Here is a 21,744-nt window from a genome sequence, read left to right as displayed (position 1 = left end):
TCTCATTCTATGTACCGATAGGATGGCTTGTTGCTCTGGTGATTTTACGGGCACAAAGCGAGTGGATGGTCGCTGAACAGCTTCGCAGATAGCTACTGCATCATTAAGGTCGTTCTTCCCTTTAGTTCGATAAGGGACCACGTATTTAACGGCCATGATACGGACGTCGTGCCCAAGTTTATTGAGTGTTCTTGCCCAATAATGTGCACCACCACACGCTTCAACGCCTATACGCATGAGTGGCATATTTGCTATTGTAGTCAGTAGTTTAGAGCGGGTTACCGACTTATGAAGTATGACCTTACCATTTTGGTCTACGGCATGAAGACTGAAGTGGTTTTTAGCTAGGTCGATACCGCAGAAATAAGAATAATCAGACATGGTGCCTCCGATGCATTTAAGTACCACATAAGTGTGGCAGATCCTCGGTAGGGGGAATCCATGTCATTCGTTAGAACTTACAAGGAGTATGTATGCTAGGGAAACATCAAAAAGGTTATGAGGAATTTTATCACTCAACCCACGAAAATGAGCATCTTGATACTAAGACCGAACTGTTAGTCGGTTTATCAGCGGCTATGGCTATGAATTGTTTACCGTGTACACGTTACTATTTGCTAGAGGCAAAAAAGGCAGGTATTACAAAAGGTGAAATATCGGATGTAACAGCAAAAGTTATGGCTGTTTCAGCGGGGCAGAAAAAGCTGCAAATGCAAGAGGTTTTAACAAAATATAAGATCGACCTCGACAGCTTTGAGTAACGTTCTAACAAGCAATTTAAGAGTGATTCGCAACGCGTGGCATTTTTATTATGCGTTGCGTTCAGTGTTTAAGGCGGTATACGGTAGCATCGGTATTGCGTTGCTCACACCTTAACGCGGGTATAACACAAAATCAGGCTATTGCTCAAAATTGCTATTTGAACTATTATTTGTACATTAAATTGTACCATAGGGAGTTCAACATGAGCCGCATCCATTTTGATCAAGATATTCAGCCTTTGTCTGAATTTCGTGCTGGCGTGACGTCATTTATTAAACAGATTAACGAAACTCGCAGACCACTAGTTATCACACAACGTGGTAAGGGTGTTGCGGTTGTCCTTGATGTTGCAGAATATGAAGCAATGCAAGAGAAGATCGAGTTACTGGAAGAAATGCGTACTGCTGAAGCACAATTAGCTTCAGGTTTAGGTGTTTCCAATGAAGACGCTCGTGCTCAAGTATTGGGGCGCATTAAGAAATGAAAGTAGTCTGGTCACCACTAGCATTACAAAAGTTAGGTGATGCAGCCGAGTTTATTTCACTGGATAATCCAGTGGCGGCAGAAAACTGGGTTAATGAGGTTTTTGATAAAACTGATTTACTCTCAAGTATGCCTGACATGGGGCGAATGGTTCCTGAGCTGCCTCATACCAATTACCGTGAAATTTTGTTTGGTCACTATCGAATCATATATAGCCTCAGCCATGAAATTCGCGTCCTTACAGTACGAAATTGTCGTCAGATACTAACGGAAAGTGACGTGTAGCAATTGTGTTATAACAAGCAATTTAAGAGGGATTCACAACGCTTGGCATTTTTCTTCTACTTCAAATTTAGTGTTTATGGCACAATGCTTTAGGTTGGGTGGAGGCGTTGTTCACCCCTTAATTGGGCTAGTTGCCCAGAGGAAGTAATCAATCCATTGGGAACTTTTGTTTCTGGTGGAGTACGCGCATAATTCGGATAATGTCGCCTTCGATCCAATAGGAGACGATCATTGAAATCTCAGGAATTATAAGTAATTGCCCACGAATGCCGTCTCTCTGTACACCCATTAGAGGCTGCTCAAGCAAGTTTTCTACTTTTGTTTCAATGAGGTTGTCAGCGTTTTCTGCCGCATCAGGGTTGAAGTCATAGATAAACTCAAAGATCCTTTCACGATCATTGAGTGATTCTTCTTCCCATAAAATCATTGCTTACCTCGATTACGTATTCTGGCTTTGCGTTCTTCCATTCGAGATTTAGCAGTTTGGTGTTCAACGAAAACGGATTCTCCTGAGTCAAACTTCTCAAATGCTAGGTTTACTTGTTCAGTTAGCCATGCATCGTGAGATAATGTCTGTCTTTGTTGCTCAGCGAGTTGCTCAGTAAGCTCACGGCAAGCACCACTCAGTGTGCGACCTTGGCTCTCAGCCATCTGTTGAGCTAGGCGTTTTGTTTCTTCATCAACACGAAATTGAATTCTAGTGTCCATGATGTATTCCTTTATTGGTGTGTGTACAAATGTTAGCACTCACCTTTGAGATGGGCAACTGACAAGCTACTATGGCGCCAATAACTAACTTTTGGTGCTATGTTTCATCGCACATAGTCCCATATCTCATCAACCATTGCAGAACGTTAAATGGTAGGTCACCACTATCTGTAGAGGAAAGTGCATTGAAGTTAACGAATAAACTCGTACGTTACCCGCACATTGATGTTAATCGTGCGTTTGAAAAAGAAGCTGAATTATTGCAGCAAATTCAGGCGGGTGAGATTGGGCAAGCCTTAATGTTGTGGCAAGCAAAAGCGCCGACACTTGTTTTGCCCGCAGGTAAAAAGTGGCCAGTGACGGTCGAGTCTAGAAAACAACTCGCGGCACAAGGTTGGCAACTCACCTCACGTAAAACAGGCGGCGCTCCCGTTCCCCAACTGCCGGGGATCATTAACTTATCGCACATTTACCATTGGCCTCGTGATGAAGCCTACAACATCCAAAAAGCGTATCTACATCTGTGCAATATCTTAACCCTGTTTTTTAAAGAACTGGGTATCGATGTGGATGTACACGCGACTCCCGGTTCTTATTGCGATGGTGATTACAATCTCAATATCAACAAACAAAAAATAGTGGGCACTGCGCAGCGTGTTTTGCTTAAACAAGGGGGCGGCCAAATTGTACTTTCGCAAGCCTGTATCTTGTTGGATGTCGACTTAGAGAACATCGTTGCACCCGTAAATTTTTATAATCAAGTTTGTGGCAATCCAACCGTGGTGGATGCGCAGGTTCATACTCCGTTGTCCGCACATCTGACAACTCTACCCAACGTAGACTCACTCTTTCAGCAGTTAAGCCAAGCTTTCATCAAGCATGCGTGATACCAACCTTTCGTTAACGCCAAACTAATTTGCCGATGGTAGAACGATTTCAATGCTATGTGTCGATGACAACGAATGGGTTGAACTTAAGGCGGTGAGAACTTTATAATGTTACTTGTAACATAATTAAGAGTTCAAATAGTTATGACAGAACAGCAGAAGAAAACTCGAACCACACTTCAAGATGTTGCAGACAAAGTGGGGGTCACAAAGATGACCGTCTCTCGTTACATGCGCAATCCCGATTCAGTCGCAGCCAAAACTCGCGTTAAAATTGCAGCGGTTATTGAAGAGATGGGATACATCGAAAACAAAGCGCCAGCTATGCTCTCTAAATCGTCGAGTAAAGCGATCGGTATCTTGCTCCCTTCGTTATCAAACCAAATCTTTGCCGCGTTTGTTCAAGGTATCGAAACGGTTACTAAAGAGAATGGCTACGAGACGTTGCTTGCTCACTTTAGCTATGATGCTGTGGAAGAAGAGGAAAAGATTGCTTCGCTGCTTTCGTATCAAGTTGATGGGTTGATATTGACGGAAAGCCACCACACCCCCCGCACGTTACAGATGATCAAGAATTCAGGTGTTTCTGTTGTTGAAACGATGGAACTCCCAACCAATCCGATCGATATGGTTGTTGGCTTGGACCATATTGATGCTTCTTACCATGTCGTGAAGCGAATGATTGAAGCTGGTAAACGCTCTATTGCTTACTTTGGCGCTCGATTGGATGCGCGAACCAAGTTGCGTTTGCAAGGCTATGACAAAGCGATGTATGAGGCTGGATTAGAGCCTAAACACGTGTTGACTGAACAGCACTCTAACTTCTCTTTGGCTGAAGATCTGCTTGATCGCGCTCTTGCGGATTACCCAGATCTAGATGGCGTGTTCTGCACCAATGATGACATCGCGATAGGTACCTTGCTCATTGCCCAGCAACGTGGAATCCAAGTGCCGCAACAGCTATCTGTGGTGGGCTATAACGCGTTAGATATTGGTCAAACCATACGCCCAAAACTGACTAGCGTGGATACGCCACGTTATGAAATAGGTAAGAAAAGTGCCGAGCTACTGCTTGCCCGATTGAAAGGTGAGCCAGTTACGGAAACGGTAGTGGATATGGGCTATCGCATCACTGATGGCGAAAGCGTTTAACCAAGTATCGTGGAAACTGAAAGGGGCATCGAAATGATGCCCCTTTTGCTTTTACATTTAAGTAATGACACAGCTAGACGATAAAACTCGCCCCTTGTTCTGCACTCGAAACGCTTTGGCGCATCACGCTAAATAGGTTGCGCCCCATGGTTTGCTGGTTGGCGTCTGCCTCAAATACCTTCGCTTGGCGAGATTGCATGTCGTTGAGGTTATTGAGTTCGCCACTCGCGCAATCTAAGCGCAGGATATCGCCTTCGCAAACAAGCCCAATAGTTCCTCCTCGAATAGCCTCTGGTGAGACATGAATCGCGGATGGGATCTTTCCTGAGGCTCCGGAAAGGCGCCCATCAGTAACCAGAGCCACTTTAAACCCTTGTTTCTGAACATTACCTAGAATCGGCATGAGCTTATGCAGTTCAGGCATACCGTTCGCAGCTGGGCCATTGTTCATTACCACAACAATGCAATCTTTGTTGAGTTCACCTCGTTGATACGCGGCTTCTACCTTATGTTGGCAATCAAAAACTGCCGCAGGTGCTTCGATAACGCGTTGCTCTTCTGCAACCGCTGACACCTTAATCACCGCATTGCCAAGATTCCCTGAAAGGACTCGCGTTCCGCCTGTGCTTTGGAATACCTGTTCTTGGCCTGCAATTACCTCTGCATCTGCCGACTGTTTGCATTTTTTCCACGTTAGTTTTCCATTTTCAAGCTCTGGAATACTCATTTGATCTTCAAACGAGCCAAAGGTAGGTGTGACATCTCGGTGCAGTAAGTTGGCTTGATCTAAACGGCGTAACAGCGCGGGAACTCCTCCTGCCGCTTGGAACGCATTCATATCTGCTGGGCCGTTGGGATAAACTCGAGCAAGTAAAGGCACTACATCGGATAGATCGCTGATGTCTTGCCAAGTCAGAATAAATCCTGCTGCGCGTGCTACCGCGACCATGTGAATGCTGTGGTTGGTACTGCCACCTGATGCGAGTAGGGCAACAATGCCATTGATTAAGCTTTTAGCGGTAAAGACTTCAGAAAGTGGGCGGAAGTTTGCGGCTTGTGGTGTCATTGAAGCAATTTCAATGGCGGCATGCTGAGTGAGTGATGCGCGCAATTCAGAGTCAGGGTGAACAAACGCTGAGCCCGGAAGCGTCAGCCCCATCGCTTCAAATACCAGCTGATTGGTATTGGCTGTGCCGTAAAAAGTGCAGGTGCCCGCTGAGTGATAAGCGTTGCACTCCATGTCCAGCAAGGCACTTTTTCCTACCTTGCCAGCCGCGTACTCTTGGCGAATGTGTACTTTCTCATCATTGCTGATGCCCGTTGCCATCAAGCCTGCCGGAACAAAGGCAGTTGGTAGATGCGCAAAAGAGAGCGCGCCCATCAGTTGTCCTGGAGCTATCTTGTCGCAAATGCCAAGCAATAGGGTTGAATCAAACACGTTGTGACTCAGTGAAAGAGCGGTCGATTGAGCAATCAAGTCCCTTGAAAACAAAGACATATCCATGCCTGGTTGCCCTTGAGTTACCCCATCGCACATCGCGGGAACACAGCCCGCTACTTGAGAGGTGTGGCCGAACTTAGCTAACGCCTTTTTGATCTGATCTGGATAGTGTTGATACGGCTGGTGAGCGCTTAACATATCGTTGTAAGAGCTGATTACCGCATTGATTACCTTCGTCAGCACATTGTTGCGATGCATGAAGCAATGGAAGACGGTGTACCACTGATGGGCTACACACCTTGGGGTTGTATCGATCTTGTTGCGGCATCGACCGGAGAGATGAGCAAGCGCTATGGGTTTATCTATGTGGACAGAGACAACCTAGGCAATGGTACGTTAAATCGTATTCCTAAAAAGTCATTCCACTGGTACAAAAAAGTGATCGCAAGCAACGGCAGCGACTTGGCTTAATTTGTCTGTTTGATAATGAGAGAAATGAACAATGAAAACAATTGAACAGCGACTCAGAGATATTCGCATCGTCCCGGTGATCGCCATTAATGACGTTGCTCAGGCTGTGCCGCTTGCGAAAGTATTGGTTGAGAATGGTTTGCCTTGTGCTGAAGTGACATTTCGTACAGAAGCGGCAGCAGAGTCGATTCGTTTGATGCGTGAAGCCTACCCTGAGTTACTGATTGGCGCAGGTACTGTGCTGACTATAGAGCAGGTGGATACTGCCATTAATGCGGGTGTTGATTTCATTGTCAGCCCAGGTTTGAATCCAACCACAGTCAAATACTGTCAGCAAAGAGGGGTTACGATTGTTCCTGGAGTGAGTAACCCAAGCTTGGTTGAACAAGCAATGGAAATGGGGCTTAAGACACTAAAGTTCTTCCCTGCCGAGCCATCTGGCGGTGTCGCAATGTTGAAAGCGTTGACGGCTGTTTACCCGGTTAACTTTATGCCTACAGGCGGTGTAAGCCCAGCGAACGTTGAGTCTTACTTAGCACTGAAATCAGTCGTTGCCTGCGGTGGAACTTGGATGGTACCGACAGACAAAATGGACAAGGGTGATTGGGATGGAATCGCAGAATTAGTCCGAGCGGTCGGCTCCAGATAGTTCGATAGAGAGATACATAGCTAGAAAATGAAAGGGCCAGCTGACACTGGCCCTTTTTGTGGCTGCTTCAAACGATGTAGAGGTTACTCGTTACCAAGCAAAGGTTTTAATGACGTTTTGCTTAGTGATTGGGTTATGCGCGATGTCTTGATTTATCTTATCAAGAAACGGCTTACGAGCCTGAGGCAACATGCCACGCATTGGTGAGATGTTATTGCCGTGGTCACCCCAGTAGTAGCAATCGAAATCTTCTAGGTTTTCGAGCAAGTATTTTTCTTCTTCCAGAATCTGCAATGGCGTTGGTAAAACAAACTCGCCACGGTTTACTTCTTTTTCCAATACCGATCCCGGTTGAACGGCTAAAGCCATTGGTGCAATCGCATCCGGCTGCATGATGTTCAGCAAGCTGGTGGTATTAATCGCATGCTCTACAGAACGCTCTTTGCCGCCAAGGCCAAAGATGAAAGAAGCCAGTACCTTGATGTCTGCTTCACGGGCTAGGTTCATTCCTTCAATCGCATGCTCACGCGTCATGCGCTTTTGAATGCGTTCAAGCAAAATTGGGTCACCGGACTCCAAGCCTGAATAGGCCATGCTTAAACCTGCCGACTTAATCTCTTTTAATTCAGACAAGCTCTTACGACGGAAGTCATTGAACCCTGAATACAGAGAGATGTTCTTGATCTCTGGGAAGGTGATCTTGATGTAATCCAGAATCGAAATCAGCATCTCGGTTCTAATCGCCATCACATTACCATCGACCAAAAAGATAGATTCAACATGCGGGTAGATTTTTCTCGCCGCATCAATATCTTCAAAGATGTCTTTGATGTCTCTTACTTTGAAACGCTTATCATCAAACATCGTGCAGAAGGTACACTGGTTATTACTGCACCCCAATGTTGTCTGGATGAGTACGCTCTCTGCTTCCATCCAAGGACGATAAACTTTACCTTCAAAACGCATAAATGCTCCTCGGCCGTAGCCTGTGTTGTTTCGACGGGGGCAAGTTTAGCAATCTGCATCTTGGGTGATAATTGGGCAAAGCGGGGAATCAGTATTAAAGAAATCTTAATAATCGAAAGAGCGCGCAGTTCTTTGTCTGTATAGATAGAACTGCGGCTTGGATTGTGTGTGTGGTGGTGGGGGGGAGTGTTAGTGGTCGTTTTTTACTAATGAATGATCAGTGCGTAACGCACAGCTTTTCTTCGAGTAATTGATTAAGCACTGTCACCAGCTTGTGGTTCTTAGTGTTGTCTAATGCGTCGGCGTGCGGGTCTTTGAACAACCCAGAATCATTATCAAAATATTGACCAGAAGCGTTGGCAAACTCATCACTGAGCGCAGCACGACAAAGAATATCGGCTCCAATCGCAAGGTCGTTGCCATCAACGCCATAAGCATCTTTCACTAATTTACTACCAAGGAAAGAAGCTGGGTTTACAGGGATAATTGCGGTGCCTTTGTCTAAAAGAGTATTGGCTAATTCGATGGACCACATCGTTAGCGCCAGCTTACTTTGCGCGTAAACCGGACCATCAAGTTCGCCCGCATTCGGACTGATTAATGCATCTAGATCTACGGGTGCTTGGGCTGCTGAAGATAGGTTGACGATACGACCTGTCGCATCAAAAAGAGGAAGCAGCTTTTGTGTCAGTAGATACGGCGCAATGGTGTTTACGACAAAACGCACATCAAGATTGTCTGGAGTGGTGATGTCCGACACTTTATACACACCTGCGTTGTTAATGAGTATATCGAGTCGTTTGTGATCGCTTTTGATTTGGGTTGCGAGCGCCTCAACTTCAGAGAGCGTCGATAGGTCTGCGATGTAGCTTTCGATGATTGCATTCTTAGACAGGCGAGACAGAGCGGTCACGACTTTATTGACCTTAGCTGGGTTGCGGCCATGAATTAGAACATGGTGCCCTTGCTGCGTTAGTGCTTTTGCGGTCTCTAAACCAATGCCATCCGTGGCACCTGTGATCAGAATTATTTTTTGCATATTCCGTCCTTCAAAAAATAGTTTGAACAACGTTATAACAAAGATTAATGACACATAGTTGCATTTGGCTCACAAGCTGAAGACTCAAATGTGAGTCTATGGGGCAAATAATGACCATTTTAACACTTGGTGGTTAACCGTTGGCGCTTAACGATTAAGTAAGACAATGGGTCAGTTTGTGACTGACCCAAATTAAGAGAAGTGACCGAGTTATTTGATGTCTTGAACGTTCATAACCAGAGTTTCCCAGTTACGTTGGTTTTCCATATCGTGCTCTAGGCCTTGCTCATCGGCAATTTGGAAGCGCTTAACCGCAGGGGTTTTGCTCGTAGCTTGATACAACCAATAAGCTTTCGCTTTGAGTGCTTCGGCTTCGTCAGCATCAAAGTCTCTTGCCCTTGAACATTCACAGTACCGAAGTCAAAAGTGACGGTAAGAATCCCATCCTCGGCTTGAGCTTTAAACGTTGTATAACCTTGATATACCATTTCCATATTCCTTCTGAGAGATTTCATTTCAGCCTATTCAGTGTGAATGCGACCTAAATTCAGGCTAGCGAGGAATGTTCGAACCAACAATTAACCATTAAACGAAACACTATTAACGAATTATTAAGAGTGTTGGCGCGTTTGATAATTTCAATTTATTCAGTGTCTTAGATGGATATTTTAACGTTGAAGGTATCTTGCTAATTCGATTGTCAACGAAATCTAAAAACTCATTCCTTGTCTGGCGCTCTTATCCTTTTCATTTAGCTTCGTATACTGCTCAACTAGGTAATTAGCCCCAAGGTACAGACAAGAGTGAACCGACTTATGCAGATGAGATCCGCGACTTTGAAAACCATTATTGAGAAAACGCTGCCACTGACGCTGGGTGTGTTTGCGATCATGATGGTTCAATTGGTCGATTCGATCTTTATTGGTCAGCTAGGGGTGAATGAATTGGCTGTTCACGGTATCACCTTGCCATTTCAAGCAGCGTTTACCGGGGTTCAAGTGGGCATCGGTGTGGCGGCAACGTCCATTATTTCTCAAGCGGTAGGGGCAAAAGAACAACGTAAATCTACTTCAATTGCGACGTTGTCGGTTGGATTTGGAGTGTTGGTGATTGCTTTGATCTGCATAGGGCTGATTGTTTTTAGCGATTCTGTTTTTGCGTCGTTTGTGAATGATGTCTCTGACGCTCAATACCAATCCATGCTGTCTATTTTTAATGTGTACTGGCCACTGTGGTTGTTCAGTGCATTGATGGTGGCGGTGCTTTATCTGGCCACCTGCGTTTATCGTGCCAATGGCGATACCAAAACAACCGGAAGCATGTTCTTGGCTGCTAGCGTGATTAACCTAATTCTCGACCCTATTCTGATCTTTGGATTGGATATGGGCATCGCAGGGGCGGCGATCGCATCGAGCATTGGCTACGCTTTCGGCGCAATCTACATGCTAATCAAGTCTCGCGGCAAAGGTTGGTTTGGCTTCAATGGCGCGTGCAGTAACCGAATCAAAGGCTACAGTTTTGAGTTATTCAAGACGGTAATGCCAACCACTGCGAATCAGATATTACCTGCGGTCAGCGCGTTCTTCTCAATGCTATTGATTGCGAGAATCGGAACCGATGAGATGGCTTTTTGGAGCTTACTCGCCCGTGTTGAAAGTTTTATGCTGGTGTTTTCTCTTGCTCTGACGATGTCTATCCCGCCTATGATTGGTCGTTACCTAGGGGCGCAGCAGCGATGCAAAATCCCTGAGCTATTGAATACAACAGCGAAGTTCTTATTGGTTTTCCACACCGTGATGGCAACATTGTTGGCGCTGTTTAGTGGCTGGATTATTCCTGTTATCTCGGAAGAACAAAGCATACGCAGCTGGTTTGAAGTGACCTTGTTATTTATACCGTTCAGCTATGGGCCGCTTGGGCTTTGCATGTTGGTTGCGTCGGTCTTTAATGCCTTGGGTGTGCCGCGTAAAGCTTTGAATGTCTCTTTCCTACGCTTGTTTGTTTTCTACATTCCCGCTTTATGGATCGGCTCGATAACCGGAGACATGGTCAATGCGGTTATTGCTGCGACAGTCGCCAATGTTTTAGCGGGCGCTTTTGCATGGTTTAAGCTTAATGCCTATATTAAAACTCACATTATTCCCCGTGCCGCTGCGGCCAATAAGCAGCGTGTACTCAGCGCAGGCTAGCCATTATTGATGAACATTGAACATCTAAAATTGTTTGTGCGACTCGCGTCTACGCACAATATAGGTCTAGCAGGACAAGAGCTTGGGTTGTCACCTCCGGTAGCCAGTATTCATATCGGAAAACTCGAAGAGAGCCTAGGTGCTATCCGCGTCGATCACGGTGAAGCGGTAAGGGATGTATGTGTCGATGGCTTGGGCATTGCCATGTGCGCGAGTTGGATAGCATACAAGCAGCTCGCGGAAGGTTCGCTGGTTGAGGTGTTGCCGGATTACCCTTTAAAGGATGAGGCGGCTATCTGGGCGGTATACCCGAGTGCTCAGTTACTTGCACCAAAGGTGCGCGTATTTATCGATTACTTTGTTCAATATTATGGTTCACCTTCTTATTGGGATTGCGACGTAAACGGTCAAGCTGAGTAGCTATCAGCTTCAGTAAGAGTAGCGTTCAAGAAGCACTCATTGATAACAAATAAGAAAGCCCCGACCAAAAGGTAGGGGCTTGTTTTTATGTTCTTTATAGAACGTTTTTCTAGCTAACTGCTGTTGTTTTTACTTAGTGTTTCCGGCGTTTAATGAGCGTGTACCGCTGAATCTTGGTATAGCTCTGCATCAACTTCTTCGCCTTTTTTTGGACGCGGTACAATCTCAAAAGAGGTGTCAGCTTCTGTCAATGAAGACAGCAGTTTGTTAAGTGATGTCTTATCACCTTTCACGCCTGCTTGTCCGTCTTCTAACAGTTTTCCAAGGCTTGTTTTCTTAAGCACGATGTCAGACACGTCAGACTTATTGATGATCAGTGTTGTATCGGCGTCTTGCAGCTCGTTCACTTGAATGTTGTTCAGGTTACCGTTAGACATCTCAACGTAGTAGAACTCTTGCACATCAGGCAGCTGAATATTCAACGTAAATGGTGTTTCTTGTGCCTTTAGCGAATCCACTTTAACTGCCAAGTAATCCAACAAGTTCTCAATGGTCATGTTAGCCAATACATCCGGAGATGCAGTTTTTGGTGCGCCCGGTTGTGTGCCAATACGAAGCTCTTGAGCGCCCGTTAGGTAGATGTTTCTCCAACCTGCACCTTCTGATTGATAACCCAATTGCTCGTAAGTATCTGCCAATAAGCCACGTGCAACTTTGTTCTCTGGCTCAGCCTGAATCACCTTATTCAGTGCTGTTGCAACGAAGCGGTATTCACCTTCTTGGAAATCTTGCTGCGCTTTTTCAATCACAGCATCGCTGCCGCCCATGTACTCAACAAACTTCACCGATTCTGGCTCGATTGGTAATGGATTAAGGTTAGCTGGGTTCATGTCGAAGTAACCAAGGTACATGTTGTACACAGCGCGAGCGTTGTGAGAGTAAGTACCGTGGTAACCATTGGTGTGCCAAGACTGTTGAATGCTGTCTGGCATTACCTTGTAAATTTCGTCACCGATGTCTTGTAGAACCACACCGTTATTGGCTAAACGAAGCGTTTGGTTATGAGTAAAACCGTAAGCATCACGCTGCATTTTTAGGTAATCAGAGATCTCTTGTTCACCCCAGATTGGGGCTGAGTGAGACGCAAACAACACCTCTGTTTCTTCGCCCCAAGTGACTAACATTTCGTTGATCTTCTTAGACCATTTCAAACCATCACGTACTTTTGCGCCACGCAGCGTGTACAGGTTGTGCATACCTTGGTAGGTCAGTTCGCCAGTCCAGAGTGCTTTCATGCTCGGAATATACGTCACCATTTCAGATGCCGCTTCGGTACCTGAAGCATCCATGAATTGCATTTCTAGTCCGTCGATAACCAGAGTTTCAATCTCTTCGTTATGGTTCAGCTCGTAGTCCGGCAGGACGTAAGTAATGCTACCGGTTGATAGACCTTTCGACAGTGCCGCATCCACAATACCGTGTTCGTGTCGGTTCAGGGTTGCGCCATATTGATAGGCGGTACGACGAGACATTGCGTTACCCGCCAGTACGTTTTCGTCGACGATTTCTTTGGTGATGTTTTTCGAACCGTACACTTTTACATCTGGATACGCGTCTTTGATTGCTCTTGCGCCACCAAAGTGATCAGCGTGCGAGTGAGAGTAAATCATTGCAACGACGGGCAGTTCACCGCCATCAGGCACATTGTTCTTGAAGAATTCGAGTGATTTGGCGGCTGATTCTTTGGTAAGAAGAACGTCGTAGGCGATCCAACCGTTGTCACTACGAATGAAAGAGATAGACGCTAAATCCGCGCCTCGAACTTGGTAAACTTTACCCGGAACAACTTCATATAAACCTTCTGCCGCTTGGTTCAATACCGCTTGGCGCCACAGTGAAGGGTTTACTGAATCTGGTGCTTGGTCTGCATTCGTCACACTTGGATCGATGAAGTTAAAGCTATTACGAATGATGTCGCCCGTCTCTTGATCAAAGCTAGCAATTAGACCTTTGTTGTTATTGTCGAAAGCGCGAGTGTCGGCAAAGTTAAGTGTTTTTGCGAACTCTTGGTTTGCTTTGGTCGTCATCTCGGTTGCGCTTTTGCCACCTTGGTCGCCAATTTCGCTGAAGTGTGCGTGGTCATGGTTAGCTGCAATTGCCGGGAATGCGAGCGAGATAGCCAGGAACAGTGATGCATTTTGAACGTGCGAGAAGTTGTCATAAGAGCCTCTTCATTTCAGAATTTTGTTTCGTTGAGGCGATTATAGGAATAAGACATATAGCAAAAAATAAAGTAAGCTTTATTTAATACATCACGATTGGCTATGTATTGAATCATGCAATGGTTGGGCGACGAAGACGAATCCTGACCTATGATTGATTAAGACCACATTGACAGGGAGAGTAACGGTGAGCGACGTGGAAAAGTTGGATTTAAATCTATTGAGCGTGTTCTTAGAAGTGTATCGATTAAAGTCGATCACGCTTGCATCAGAATCGCTTGGTATGACTCAGCCTGGGGTTAGTGGGGCATTGAAGCGATTGCAATCTCAGCTTGATACCGACCTGTTTATTCGTGAAGGGCGTGGGATTATTCCGACTAACGCTGCGGTGCAATTGGCAGACCGAGTAGAGCCTGCTCTAGAAGGGATAAGCAGCGCAGTAAGCACTTTAAAGACATTTGATAATCAGCAGCATCATGTGTTTCGTATCCTGGTGAATGAGATTGGATTAACCAAGCTTCAACCTCTCGTCGAGCAAGATGAGACGTTGGGCAATATCTCGATTGAATTCAATATGGTGCCGAACAACGAAGAAGAATTATTGCAAGGCTTGAGCATGCAACAAGCTGATTTAGCGATTGATATCCATTACCCGCAAGTTAACGGCTACATGAAGCAGCCGATGATTGAAGATGAGTTGGTGCTGATAGCTCGAAAGGGGCATCCGAGAATCAATGGCTCTGTGACGCAAGAGCAATATTACAACGAAAAGCATGTTACTTTTAGAATGCGTCGAACCCGTTTATACACGGCAGATTATTTTACCAAGTCGCCACTGAAACAGAGAAAAGTGAGTGCCGAGTGTGACTCGCTGATGACCATGTGTGTGCTGGTATCGGGCTCAGATTGTGTCGGCAGTACATCGCGTGATTTTGCCAATCAATTTTCCGAATCCTTCCAGCTTCAAGTCCTTGATCAGCCGTTTGAAATCTTACCGATGCAGCAATACATGATTTGGCATAAAAGAACCGATTTGAACCCTGCTCATCAGTGGCTGAGAAACAAGATTCAGCAATATATGGCTGATTAACGAGCCGCTCTTGCTGCTCGTTTCTGTTTGGCGCTCTCTATCATCTTAGAAGGCGTCATTCCTGTCACCAACATGGTGCCGGTGATAACCAGAATTGAACCAACAATCGTATTGATGCCAATTGCTTCACCTAAGAATAAGTTACCCCATAGAATACCAAATACCGGAATGATGAAGGTCACGGACAGGGCTGAAGGTGCGCCGAGTTCAGAGACGAGATTGAAGTAAAGTAGATACGCTAACCCAGTACATACCGCGCCTAATAAGACAACCGATGTAGTGATCGTAACGTCGGGTGTTTCTCTCATCGGAATAAAGAATACAAACGGCAAAACCAGCAATACCGCAGCCCACATGCTGCCATGAGCATTGTTGAATGCCTCAACTTTAGGGGCTTGTTTGGTATAGTTTGACGCTATTCCGTAGCTAAAGGCCGCCATCACTGCTGCAAAGATAGGAAGCATAGCCTCACGGCCAATGTTCATCGCATCCCAACCGACTAACACGCCAACTCCTGTTACCCCAATCCCAAGTCCCAATAGAACTTTCGCCTCGAGTGCTGTTTTGGTCCATATTGCACCAATGATTGCCGCCCATATTGGCGCGGTAGAGTTCAAGATGGCGAGTGTCGAGGCGTTAAGTGTCTGCGCGGCATAAGCGAAAAGCAAAAAAGGAAGTGTGGTGTTAAACAGGCCGAGAATGAAGAAGTGTTTTGCGTGATCATGAAAAGAGAGCTTCTTTTTTAAATAGAAAGAAACTAAAAGCAGAGTAAGTGCTGCAAACAGAACTCGCGCTTCAATTAAGACTGCGGGCCCTAATGGATTGGCGGCCATTCTCATGAAAAGAAACGAGCCTCCCCATATAGCCGCAAGTAGTATCAGTTTTAAAAAGCTCACAGTTTGAATCTCAGATTGTGTAAAACCTGACTATGGAGGAAAGATAACTATTACACAAACATAGATGCCAATACTGTGCAGTTATGGACATAAAATCGAGCCCGTTAATCAGGAACAATTTCGATGAATTTCGTTCTGTTTATTGTTCCTTATTTGATGAGTAATCTAGCGTTAGACATCAAACTTAGGCAAACAAAATGAAGATTGAACACATCGCAATTTGGACCAAACAACTCGAAGTACTGAAGCGATTTTATGAAGATTATTTCGGCGCGACATTGAACTCAAAATATCACAACCCAACTAAAGGGTTTTCTTCATACTTCCTCTCGTTTGATACGGGAAGTCGTTTAGAGATTATGGAAATGGACTCTGTCCCTGAATCGAAAGACGACATCTATGACCAGTTCACAGGCTTCATTCACATGGCGATATCATTAGGTTCGGAACAGGCGGTCGATCAACTGACTCAACACTTGGTCGAAGACGGCTATGAGCGCTTAGATGGCCCAAGAAGAACAGGCGATGGCTATTATGAGAGCTGTGTACTCGATCCGGATGGTAATCGTTTGGAACTTACCGTTTAATGTAGAGACTTAATTGAGTTACTCATCTACTAACGGAACTGAGGTATGACAATGATGAAGCTTGCTGTGACTTTCCTTTTTAGTCTTGGGCTTATGGGATGTGCTACCTCAGAACCGGTGTATGAGCAGGAGGCGGACTCAAAGCCTGAACCATCACAACCCATAGGTTACCTCGGTTTTAAAGCTCACCAAGAGTGGGCGATTCAATTCAATGATTGCACGGTCTACGATTTAATCGGTGCACAACCTTACCAGTGGTTTGATCGCACTTCAGCCTCTGTGAGCTGTTATACGTTTAAGCCAAACGATGCCATCGAGCCTTTATCTGTCTATGCCGACGCAAACTTCGACAGCAATAAGCTAGCCCCGATTAACCTATTTCAAGAGCTGCAGGTATCAGAGTCTGGCTGGGGCAAGTTTCCTGCCGTCTATGAGACCAACGGTACCAATTGGCTGAAAGTCAAAGAGGGTTGGATTCACCTCACACTAGCCGATCAGACACTCGTTCAGTTCTACCCTGGCACTCAAGACCAATCTGGCAAATCACTGCATGATCAGTATTTTGAACAGCATTGATCGTAATGCTGACTGTTGATTAGTCTGTAGTTCGATCAAAAAAGATCTTTTAACTATTGCTGAAACCGGTTTCAGCCTGTATCTTTTCTTTTATTGAAATCGGTTTCAGAGTTGCAATGAGCTCTCTAATCCTGATCTTTTCACGAATAACTTGTAGCGAGTAATGGTATGAACAACGAATTTTCGAACGATTTTTTATGGGGCGGTGCAGTAGCAGCGCATCAACTAGAAGGCGGCTGGGATGCGAATGGTAAAGGTGTCAGTGTTGTTGATGTATTAACAGCGGGCGCTCATGGTGTACAACGTCGAATCACCGATGGCGTGATTGATGGCGAAAACTATCCTAACCAAGTCGCAGTGGATTTCTACCATCGCTACAAAGAAGACATTAAGTTATTCGCTGAGATGGGCTTTAAGTGTTTCCGTACCAGTATCGCGTGGACGCGTATCTTCCCAAATGGCGATGAAGCTGAACCGTGTGAAGCGGGTTTAGCGTTTTACGATGATCTGTTTGACGAGCTGTTGAAATACGACATTCAGCCTGTGGTAACACTGAGCCACTTTGAAATGCCTTACCATCTAGCTAAGGAATATGGCGGCTGGATGAACCGCAAAGTGATCGACTTCTTCGTTAAGTATTCAACTGCAGTGATGGAACGATACCAACACAAAGTGAAATACTGGATGACGTTTAACGAGATCAACAACCAGATGAACACCTCGGCAGATATTTTCGGTTGGTTATGCTCAGGCGTGAAGTTTCCACAATGCGAAAAGCCGCAAGAGGCGATGTATCAAGCGGTTCACCATCAGTTTGTTGCAAGTGCTTTGGTGGTTAAGAAAGGTCACGAGATCAATCCAGATCTTCAAATCGGCGCAATGTGTGCGATGGTGCCTTTCTATCCTCGTTCTTCTAAACCGGAAGACATTATGGTGGCACAACAAGCGATGCGTGACCGTTACTTCTTCTCAGATGTGATGGTTCGCGGTCATTACCCAAATTACGCTACGCGTGACTGGGCAATCAAAGGCTTCAACATTGAGATGCAGCCTGAAGATGAGCAGATCCTAAAAGAAGGTAAGGCTGATTACTTAGGCTTTAGCTACTACATGTCGAATACCTTGGATTCTTCTTCTCACCAATCTACAGAAGAAGCGATGGACGGCGGTCATGAAAATTCGGTCGATAATCCGTTCATCCAGTCTAGCGATTGGGGCTGGCCAATTGATCCGACGGGTTTGCGTTTCTGTTTAGCGTCTCTGTATGAACGTTATGAAGTGCCATTGTTCATCGTTGAGAACGGTTTTGGCGCGGTTGATACCATTGAAGAAGATGGCAGCATTAATGACGATTACCGCATTGCTTACCTTGGCGACCACATCAAAGAGATGAAAAAAGCCGTTTCGATTGATGGTGTTGATTTGATGGGCTATACCCCTTGGGGCTGTATCGATTTAGTTTCGTTCACCACGGGCGAGATGAAAAAACGCTACGGATTCATTTACGTAGATAAGCACAACGATCAATCTGGCTCACTAGAACGCAAGCGCAAGAAGTCTTTCGAGTGGTATAAAGGTGTGATTGCATCTAACGGTGCCACTATTTAGAATGCATTCCCCAGCGCAGTTATGTGAACTGTGAGCTGTCATTTTGCAATGAATTAGTCGGCCTATGTCGGCTAATTTTTTATAAAGGAAAAGAAGCGAATGGTAACCATGCTTGATGTCGCAAACCGCGCAGGCGTATCTAAATCGACCGTTTCTCGTGTCTTAAATGGCAAGAACATCGTGCGCCCAGATGTGGTGAAAAAGGTATTTGATGCGATTCAAGAAACAGGTTATCGACCGAACTTGTTGGCTCAGCAATTGGCGACCAAGAAGACCAATTTCATCGGCTTTGTAATTACCAATGAGTTGTTCAATGGCCCTTACTTCTCTTCCTTGATGTATCACGCGGCTTCTTATAGCGAAAAGTCGAATCACCAATTGGTGATCACCGATGGCAAACACAGCGCTGAAGACGAAAGAAAGGCGATCAATTTCCTGCTGGATATGAAGTGCGCGGGCATCATCATCTATCCGCAATGTTTAACCGAAAGCGAGATAGCTCAGATCATCGAAAGCACTGACACTCCGATTCTGGTACTCAACCGAGAAATGCCGTCGAAGCCCAATCATGCTATTACCACCGACCATTATCAGAGCGCTTGTTTGATGGTTGAACACATCATCGAGCAGGGTCATACCGATATTGCAGTGATTCGTGGTAAAGCCGGTTCTTCGACCGATGAGCTGCGTTACCAAGCCTATCAAGATGTGTTAACTAAACATGGTGTTGCATTGGATGAGTCCAACGTTGTTCAAGGTGATTGGACGATGGAGAGCGGTTATCACGCGGCTCAGGCTTTGGCAAAAAGCAGAACCACATTCACTGCTATCTTGTCTGAAAACGATGATATGGCGATTGGTGCGATTAAGGCGTTAACCGAACTTGGGTACTCATTGCCTCAAGATGTTTCGATCGTCGGCTTTGATAACAGCAAAGTGGGGGCGTTTTTAACGCCAAGCTTAACGTCTGTGAGTGTGCCATTAGAGCAAATGACGCAAAAGGCGATCCTGCAAATTGTCGGTGAAACAGAGCAAGCGACCACCATCAATACCACTGGTAGTTTGGTGTTACGTGATTCGATAGCGAAGCTAAATTAGCACCGTTCGAATTTCATATTTCACCTACAAAAAGTGACGAACTGCGCATCTCTTCAACCAAGCGTAAACACTCCTTATTCACTGTTATTTAGATGTGCGATATTGCGTTTTTGGGTCGATGAATTGACCTGCATTAGTTAAGTAATGTGAAACTAGCTAAGTAATATAAAAATAGCTAAGTGATGTGAGAACAGGTAAGTAACGTGAAAACAGAAAAACAAAAAATGCTAGCAGGCGAACCTTATCAGGCTTGGGATAAAGAGCTTTATGCCGCTCGTATCGAATGTCGTAAGGTGCTTCAAAAACTCAATAACAGTATTCCTGACACATCGGAATGGGAAGCAGCAACGCAAGAGCTCATTCCGGGCTGTGAAAATGCACATTTAGAACCTCCATTTCGTTGTGATTACGGCTCGAACATCAAGCTGGGCAAGAACTTCTACGCTAACTTTAACTGTGTGATTTTGGATGTGGCTGAAGTGACCATTGGCGATAATGTGCTGCTTGGTCCGAACGTTCAAATCCTGACCGCAGGTCATCCACTCGATGTGAAAGGCCGTGTAGAAGAAGGCGTTGAGTTTGGCACACCGATCAACGTCGGCAACAATGTTTGGCTTGGCGGCGGTGTAATTATCTGCCCCGGTGTCACTATTGGCGAAAACAGCGTGATTGGCGCGGGCAGTGTGGTAACCAAAGACATCCCAGCCAATGTGGTTGCAGTCGGTAACCCGTGTAAAGTGCTTAAAGCGATCGATAACGGACAATAATCAGATTTAAATGACAAAGCCCGAACCTAGGTTCGGGCTTTGTTTTTTCTATCCTTGCTAGATGCTAGATGCTAGATGCTAGATGGAACAGCTTGTTGTGCTTGCTTTTTATCTAACGCACCACTGAATCGAGTCAGAACAAGAGCGATCAAAACGATCACAGCACCTACCCAAGGGGTGTTCATTAATCCAGATTTCGCGACAATCAAACCACCGCCCCATGAGCCTAATGCAATACCGACGTTGAAGGCTGCAATGTTCAATCCAGAAGCGACATCGACGGCGTCTGGTGTGTATTTCTCAGCCAGTTTCACAACATACACTTGTAGTCCTGGAACGTTACCGAATGCGAATGCACCCCAAACCAAAATGGTAGCAACAGCTGCGTAAGGGTTTACTGCGGTAAAGTTGAATACCACCAGTACTGCGGCTAAACCAGAGAAGATAACGGTCAGTGCTTTAATTGGGCCCATCTTGTCGGCCATTTTTCCGCCCCAGATGTTACCGACCGCCACTGACACACCGTAAACCAACATGATTAAGCTGATTGAGCTCGAATCAAATCCTGATACATTTTCCAGTATTGGAGCAAGGAACGTAAACGCTGTGAATGTGCCGCCATAACCTAGTGCTGTGATAGCGTAAACCAACAGTAAGCGTGGTTGAGTTAGAACCTTTAGTTGTGCCGAAATCTTCGCCGCTGGTGGTTGCTTAAGGTTGCTTGGAACCAAGATAGCGCTGCCGATAAGAGCAATAAGACCAAGCAGAGCAACGATCAAGAAGGTCGATTGCCAGCCAAAGGTTTGGCCGATATAAGTGCCCAGTGGTACGCCGGTTACCAATGCAACCGTTAAACCCGTAAACATGATCGCAATGGCACTGGCTGCTTTATCTTTTGAAACCAAACCTGTCGCGATGGTCGATCCAATCGAGAAGAACACACCATGGGCAAGGCCTGTCAAAATTCGTGCGGCGATCAGCGTGTTATAGCCTGGAGCTTGCCACGCCAATAAGTTACCAATGACAAACAATGCCATCACGGTTAGCAATACCGCTTTACGATTCCACTTTCCGGTTAATGCCGTTAATACTGGTGCGCCAATAGCAACGCCAAGCGCGTATAAACTGACTAATAGGCCTGCCGATGGCAGAGATACATTCAAGTCGCTCGCCATGGTAGGAATCAAGCCTACGATGACAAATTCTGTGGTTCCGATGGCAAAGGCGCTGAGCGTCAATGCAAGTAATGCTAGTGGCATAATCATCTCTCTTACTGTTCTTTGTTAAGTACCGAGCGCGATAAAATGGGGCAGCTTGTGACTGCAATAGGAGCGCTTCGTTTGATGGCGAGGATTATCTAGCAAAATATATTTGTGAAAAATGCCATCATTAACAAATAACCTTTGTGATATTTGCAATAATTGGAGGGTTAGCCGATCATTGGATTA

21 protein-coding genes and 4 pseudogenes are annotated in these 21,744 nt (G+C 45.5%); 15 read left to right on the top strand and 10 right to left on the bottom strand.

Going from position 1 to position 21,744, the window contains the following annotated elements; translation table 11 throughout:
- Positions 1-381: transposase (locus tag AB4371_RS18295; RefSeq protein WP_372150446.1), on the bottom strand; the 381-nt coding region annotated here is incomplete at its 3' end.
- Between the two features lie 92 nt (positions 382-473).
- Between AB4371_RS18295 and AB4371_RS18290 the strand changes: the two genes are divergently transcribed.
- The 3 genes from AB4371_RS18290 to AB4371_RS18280 all read left to right on the top strand — a co-directional run bounded on the left by AB4371_RS18290 (position 474) and on the right by AB4371_RS18280 (position 1,530).
- Complete coding sequence (locus AB4371_RS18290) at positions 474-761, top strand: carboxymuconolactone decarboxylase family protein (RefSeq protein ID WP_017034940.1); 288 nt, start codon at positions 474-476, stop codon at positions 759-761.
- Positions 762-964: 203 nt separating this feature from the next.
- Entirely contained in the window at positions 965-1,246 is a 282-nt protein-coding gene (locus AB4371_RS18285) for a type II toxin-antitoxin system Phd/YefM family antitoxin (protein WP_011080399.1), read from the top strand.
- Complete coding sequence (locus AB4371_RS18280) at positions 1,243-1,530, top strand: type II toxin-antitoxin system RelE/ParE family toxin (protein WP_017064044.1); 288 nt, start codon at positions 1,243-1,245, stop codon at positions 1,528-1,530. The genes AB4371_RS18285 and AB4371_RS18280 overlap by 4 nt, the downstream gene beginning before the upstream one ends.
- Before the next feature lie 148 nt (positions 1,531-1,678).
- Here AB4371_RS18280 and AB4371_RS18275 read toward each other — a convergent pair whose 3' ends face one another.
- Positions 1,679-1,957: a type II toxin-antitoxin system mRNA interferase toxin, RelE/StbE family gene (locus tag AB4371_RS18275; protein WP_017064043.1), complete on the bottom strand. Its 279-nt coding sequence runs from the start codon at positions 1,955-1,957 to the stop codon at positions 1,679-1,681.
- Positions 1,954-2,238: a hypothetical protein gene (locus AB4371_RS18270; protein ID WP_017059448.1), complete on the bottom strand. Its 285-nt coding sequence runs from the start codon at positions 2,236-2,238 to the stop codon at positions 1,954-1,956. Before AB4371_RS18270 ends, AB4371_RS18275 begins: the two co-directional genes overlap by 4 nt.
- 185 nt (positions 2,239-2,423) lie before the next feature.
- On the opposite strand from AB4371_RS18270, the gene AB4371_RS18265 reads away from it, so the two are divergent.
- Together AB4371_RS18265 and AB4371_RS18260 are read left to right on the top strand one after the other, a co-directional pair.
- Entirely contained in the window at positions 2,424-3,125 is a 702-nt protein-coding gene (locus tag AB4371_RS18265) for a lipoyl protein ligase domain-containing protein (protein WP_102393084.1), read from the top strand.
- Positions 3,126-3,269: 144 nt separating this feature from the next.
- The gene (locus AB4371_RS18260) at positions 3,270-4,277 is read left to right on the top strand and encodes a LacI family DNA-binding transcriptional regulator (RefSeq protein WP_017059450.1); all 1,008 of its coding nucleotides are present in this window, start codon (positions 3,270-3,272) and stop codon (positions 4,275-4,277) included.
- A gap of 73 nt (positions 4,278-4,350) precedes the next feature.
- Here the strand turns inward: AB4371_RS18260 and edd are convergent.
- Positions 4,351-5,940: pseudogene (gene edd / locus AB4371_RS18255) on the bottom strand (phosphogluconate dehydratase); the annotation flags it as partial.
- On the opposite strand from edd, the pseudogene AB4371_RS18250 reads away from it, so the two are divergent.
- Both AB4371_RS18250 and AB4371_RS18245 read left to right on the top strand, forming a co-directional pair.
- Positions 5,923-6,189 (top strand): annotated as a pseudogene (locus AB4371_RS18250) (family 1 glycosylhydrolase); the annotation flags it as partial. The pseudogenes edd and AB4371_RS18250 overlap by 18 nt on opposite strands.
- A gap of 31 nt (positions 6,190-6,220) precedes the next feature.
- Positions 6,221-6,838, top strand: coding sequence for a bifunctional 4-hydroxy-2-oxoglutarate aldolase/2-dehydro-3-deoxy-phosphogluconate aldolase (locus AB4371_RS18245; RefSeq protein ID WP_102320418.1), 618 nt, complete (start codon positions 6,221-6,223; stop codon positions 6,836-6,838).
- A 90-nt stretch (positions 6,839-6,928) separates the two neighbouring features.
- Here AB4371_RS18245 and AB4371_RS18240 read toward each other — a convergent pair whose 3' ends face one another.
- From AB4371_RS18240 to AB4371_RS18230, 3 genes and pseudogenes are all read right to left on the bottom strand, one after another.
- A complete protein-coding gene (locus tag AB4371_RS18240) occupies positions 6,929-7,804 on the bottom strand; it encodes a radical SAM protein (RefSeq protein WP_372150445.1) in 876 nt (291 codons plus the stop codon).
- Between the two features lie 217 nt (positions 7,805-8,021).
- The gene (locus AB4371_RS18235; RefSeq protein ID WP_102320416.1) at positions 8,022-8,843 is read right to left on the bottom strand and encodes an SDR family NAD(P)-dependent oxidoreductase; all 822 of its coding nucleotides are present in this window, start codon (positions 8,841-8,843) and stop codon (positions 8,022-8,024) included.
- A gap of 210 nt (positions 8,844-9,053) precedes the next feature.
- Positions 9,054-9,212 (bottom strand): annotated as a pseudogene (locus tag AB4371_RS18230) (enoyl-CoA hydratase/isomerase family protein); the annotation flags it as partial.
- Positions 9,213-9,658: 446 nt separating this feature from the next.
- Between AB4371_RS18230 and AB4371_RS18225 the strand changes: the two are divergent.
- On the top strand, positions 9,659-11,032 hold the full coding sequence (locus AB4371_RS18225) for an MATE family efflux transporter (protein WP_017064035.1): 1,374 nt from the start codon (positions 9,659-9,661) through the stop codon (positions 11,030-11,032).
- A 9-nt stretch (positions 11,033-11,041) separates the two neighbouring features.
- A complete protein-coding gene (locus tag AB4371_RS18220; RefSeq protein ID WP_372150444.1) occupies positions 11,042-11,452 on the top strand; it encodes a LysR family transcriptional regulator in 411 nt (136 codons plus the stop codon).
- A gap of 149 nt (positions 11,453-11,601) precedes the next feature.
- Here AB4371_RS18220 and AB4371_RS18215 read toward each other — a convergent pair.
- Positions 11,602-13,673 (bottom strand): annotated as a pseudogene (locus tag AB4371_RS18215) (alkyl/aryl-sulfatase).
- Positions 13,674-13,861: 188 nt separating this feature from the next.
- Here AB4371_RS18215 and AB4371_RS18210 point away from each other — a divergent pair.
- The gene (locus tag AB4371_RS18210) at positions 13,862-14,764 is read left to right on the top strand and encodes a LysR family transcriptional regulator (RefSeq protein WP_017059462.1); all 903 of its coding nucleotides are present in this window, start codon (positions 13,862-13,864) and stop codon (positions 14,762-14,764) included.
- On the opposite strand, the gene AB4371_RS18205 is transcribed toward AB4371_RS18210, so the two are convergent.
- Positions 14,761-15,660: a DMT family transporter gene (locus tag AB4371_RS18205; protein ID WP_372150443.1), complete on the bottom strand. Its 900-nt coding sequence runs from the start codon at positions 15,658-15,660 to the stop codon at positions 14,761-14,763. The genes AB4371_RS18210 and AB4371_RS18205 overlap by 4 nt on opposite strands.
- A gap of 197 nt (positions 15,661-15,857) precedes the next feature.
- Here AB4371_RS18205 and AB4371_RS18200 point away from each other — a divergent pair, with 197 nt between their 5' ends.
- From AB4371_RS18200 to AB4371_RS18180, 5 genes are all read left to right on the top strand, one after another.
- Complete coding sequence (locus tag AB4371_RS18200) at positions 15,858-16,247, top strand: VOC family protein (protein WP_017064032.1); 390 nt, start codon at positions 15,858-15,860, stop codon at positions 16,245-16,247.
- 51 nt (positions 16,248-16,298) lie between these two features.
- Positions 16,299-16,823, top strand: a complete 525-nt coding sequence (locus tag AB4371_RS18195) for a hypothetical protein (protein WP_029235182.1) — start codon at positions 16,299-16,301, stop codon at positions 16,821-16,823.
- A gap of 168 nt (positions 16,824-16,991) precedes the next feature.
- A complete protein-coding gene (locus AB4371_RS18190) occupies positions 16,992-18,431 on the top strand; it encodes a 6-phospho-beta-glucosidase (protein ID WP_102332355.1) in 1,440 nt (479 codons plus the stop codon).
- A 99-nt stretch (positions 18,432-18,530) separates the two neighbouring features.
- Positions 18,531-19,529, top strand: coding sequence for a LacI family DNA-binding transcriptional regulator (locus AB4371_RS18185; protein WP_017064029.1), 999 nt, complete (start codon positions 18,531-18,533; stop codon positions 19,527-19,529).
- A gap of 203 nt (positions 19,530-19,732) precedes the next feature.
- Positions 19,733-20,296 (top strand): sugar O-acetyltransferase, encoded by a 564-nt coding sequence (locus AB4371_RS18180; protein ID WP_372150442.1) that lies wholly within the window; start codon positions 19,733-19,735, stop codon positions 20,294-20,296.
- Between the two features lie 71 nt (positions 20,297-20,367).
- On the opposite strand, the gene AB4371_RS18175 is transcribed toward AB4371_RS18180, so the two are convergent.
- The gene (locus AB4371_RS18175) at positions 20,368-21,555 is read right to left on the bottom strand and encodes an MFS transporter (RefSeq protein ID WP_280533528.1); all 1,188 of its coding nucleotides are present in this window, start codon (positions 21,553-21,555) and stop codon (positions 20,368-20,370) included.
- Positions 21,556-21,744 lie beyond the last annotated feature (189 nt).

This window comes from Vibrio sp. 10N.261.51.A3, from assembly GCF_041471965.1.
Classification (GTDB): Bacteria; Pseudomonadota; Gammaproteobacteria; order Enterobacterales; family Vibrionaceae; genus Vibrio; species Vibrio crassostreae_C.
Note: the sequence above shows the minus strand (reverse complement) of the source record. Positions and strands in the feature narration are given on the sequence as shown.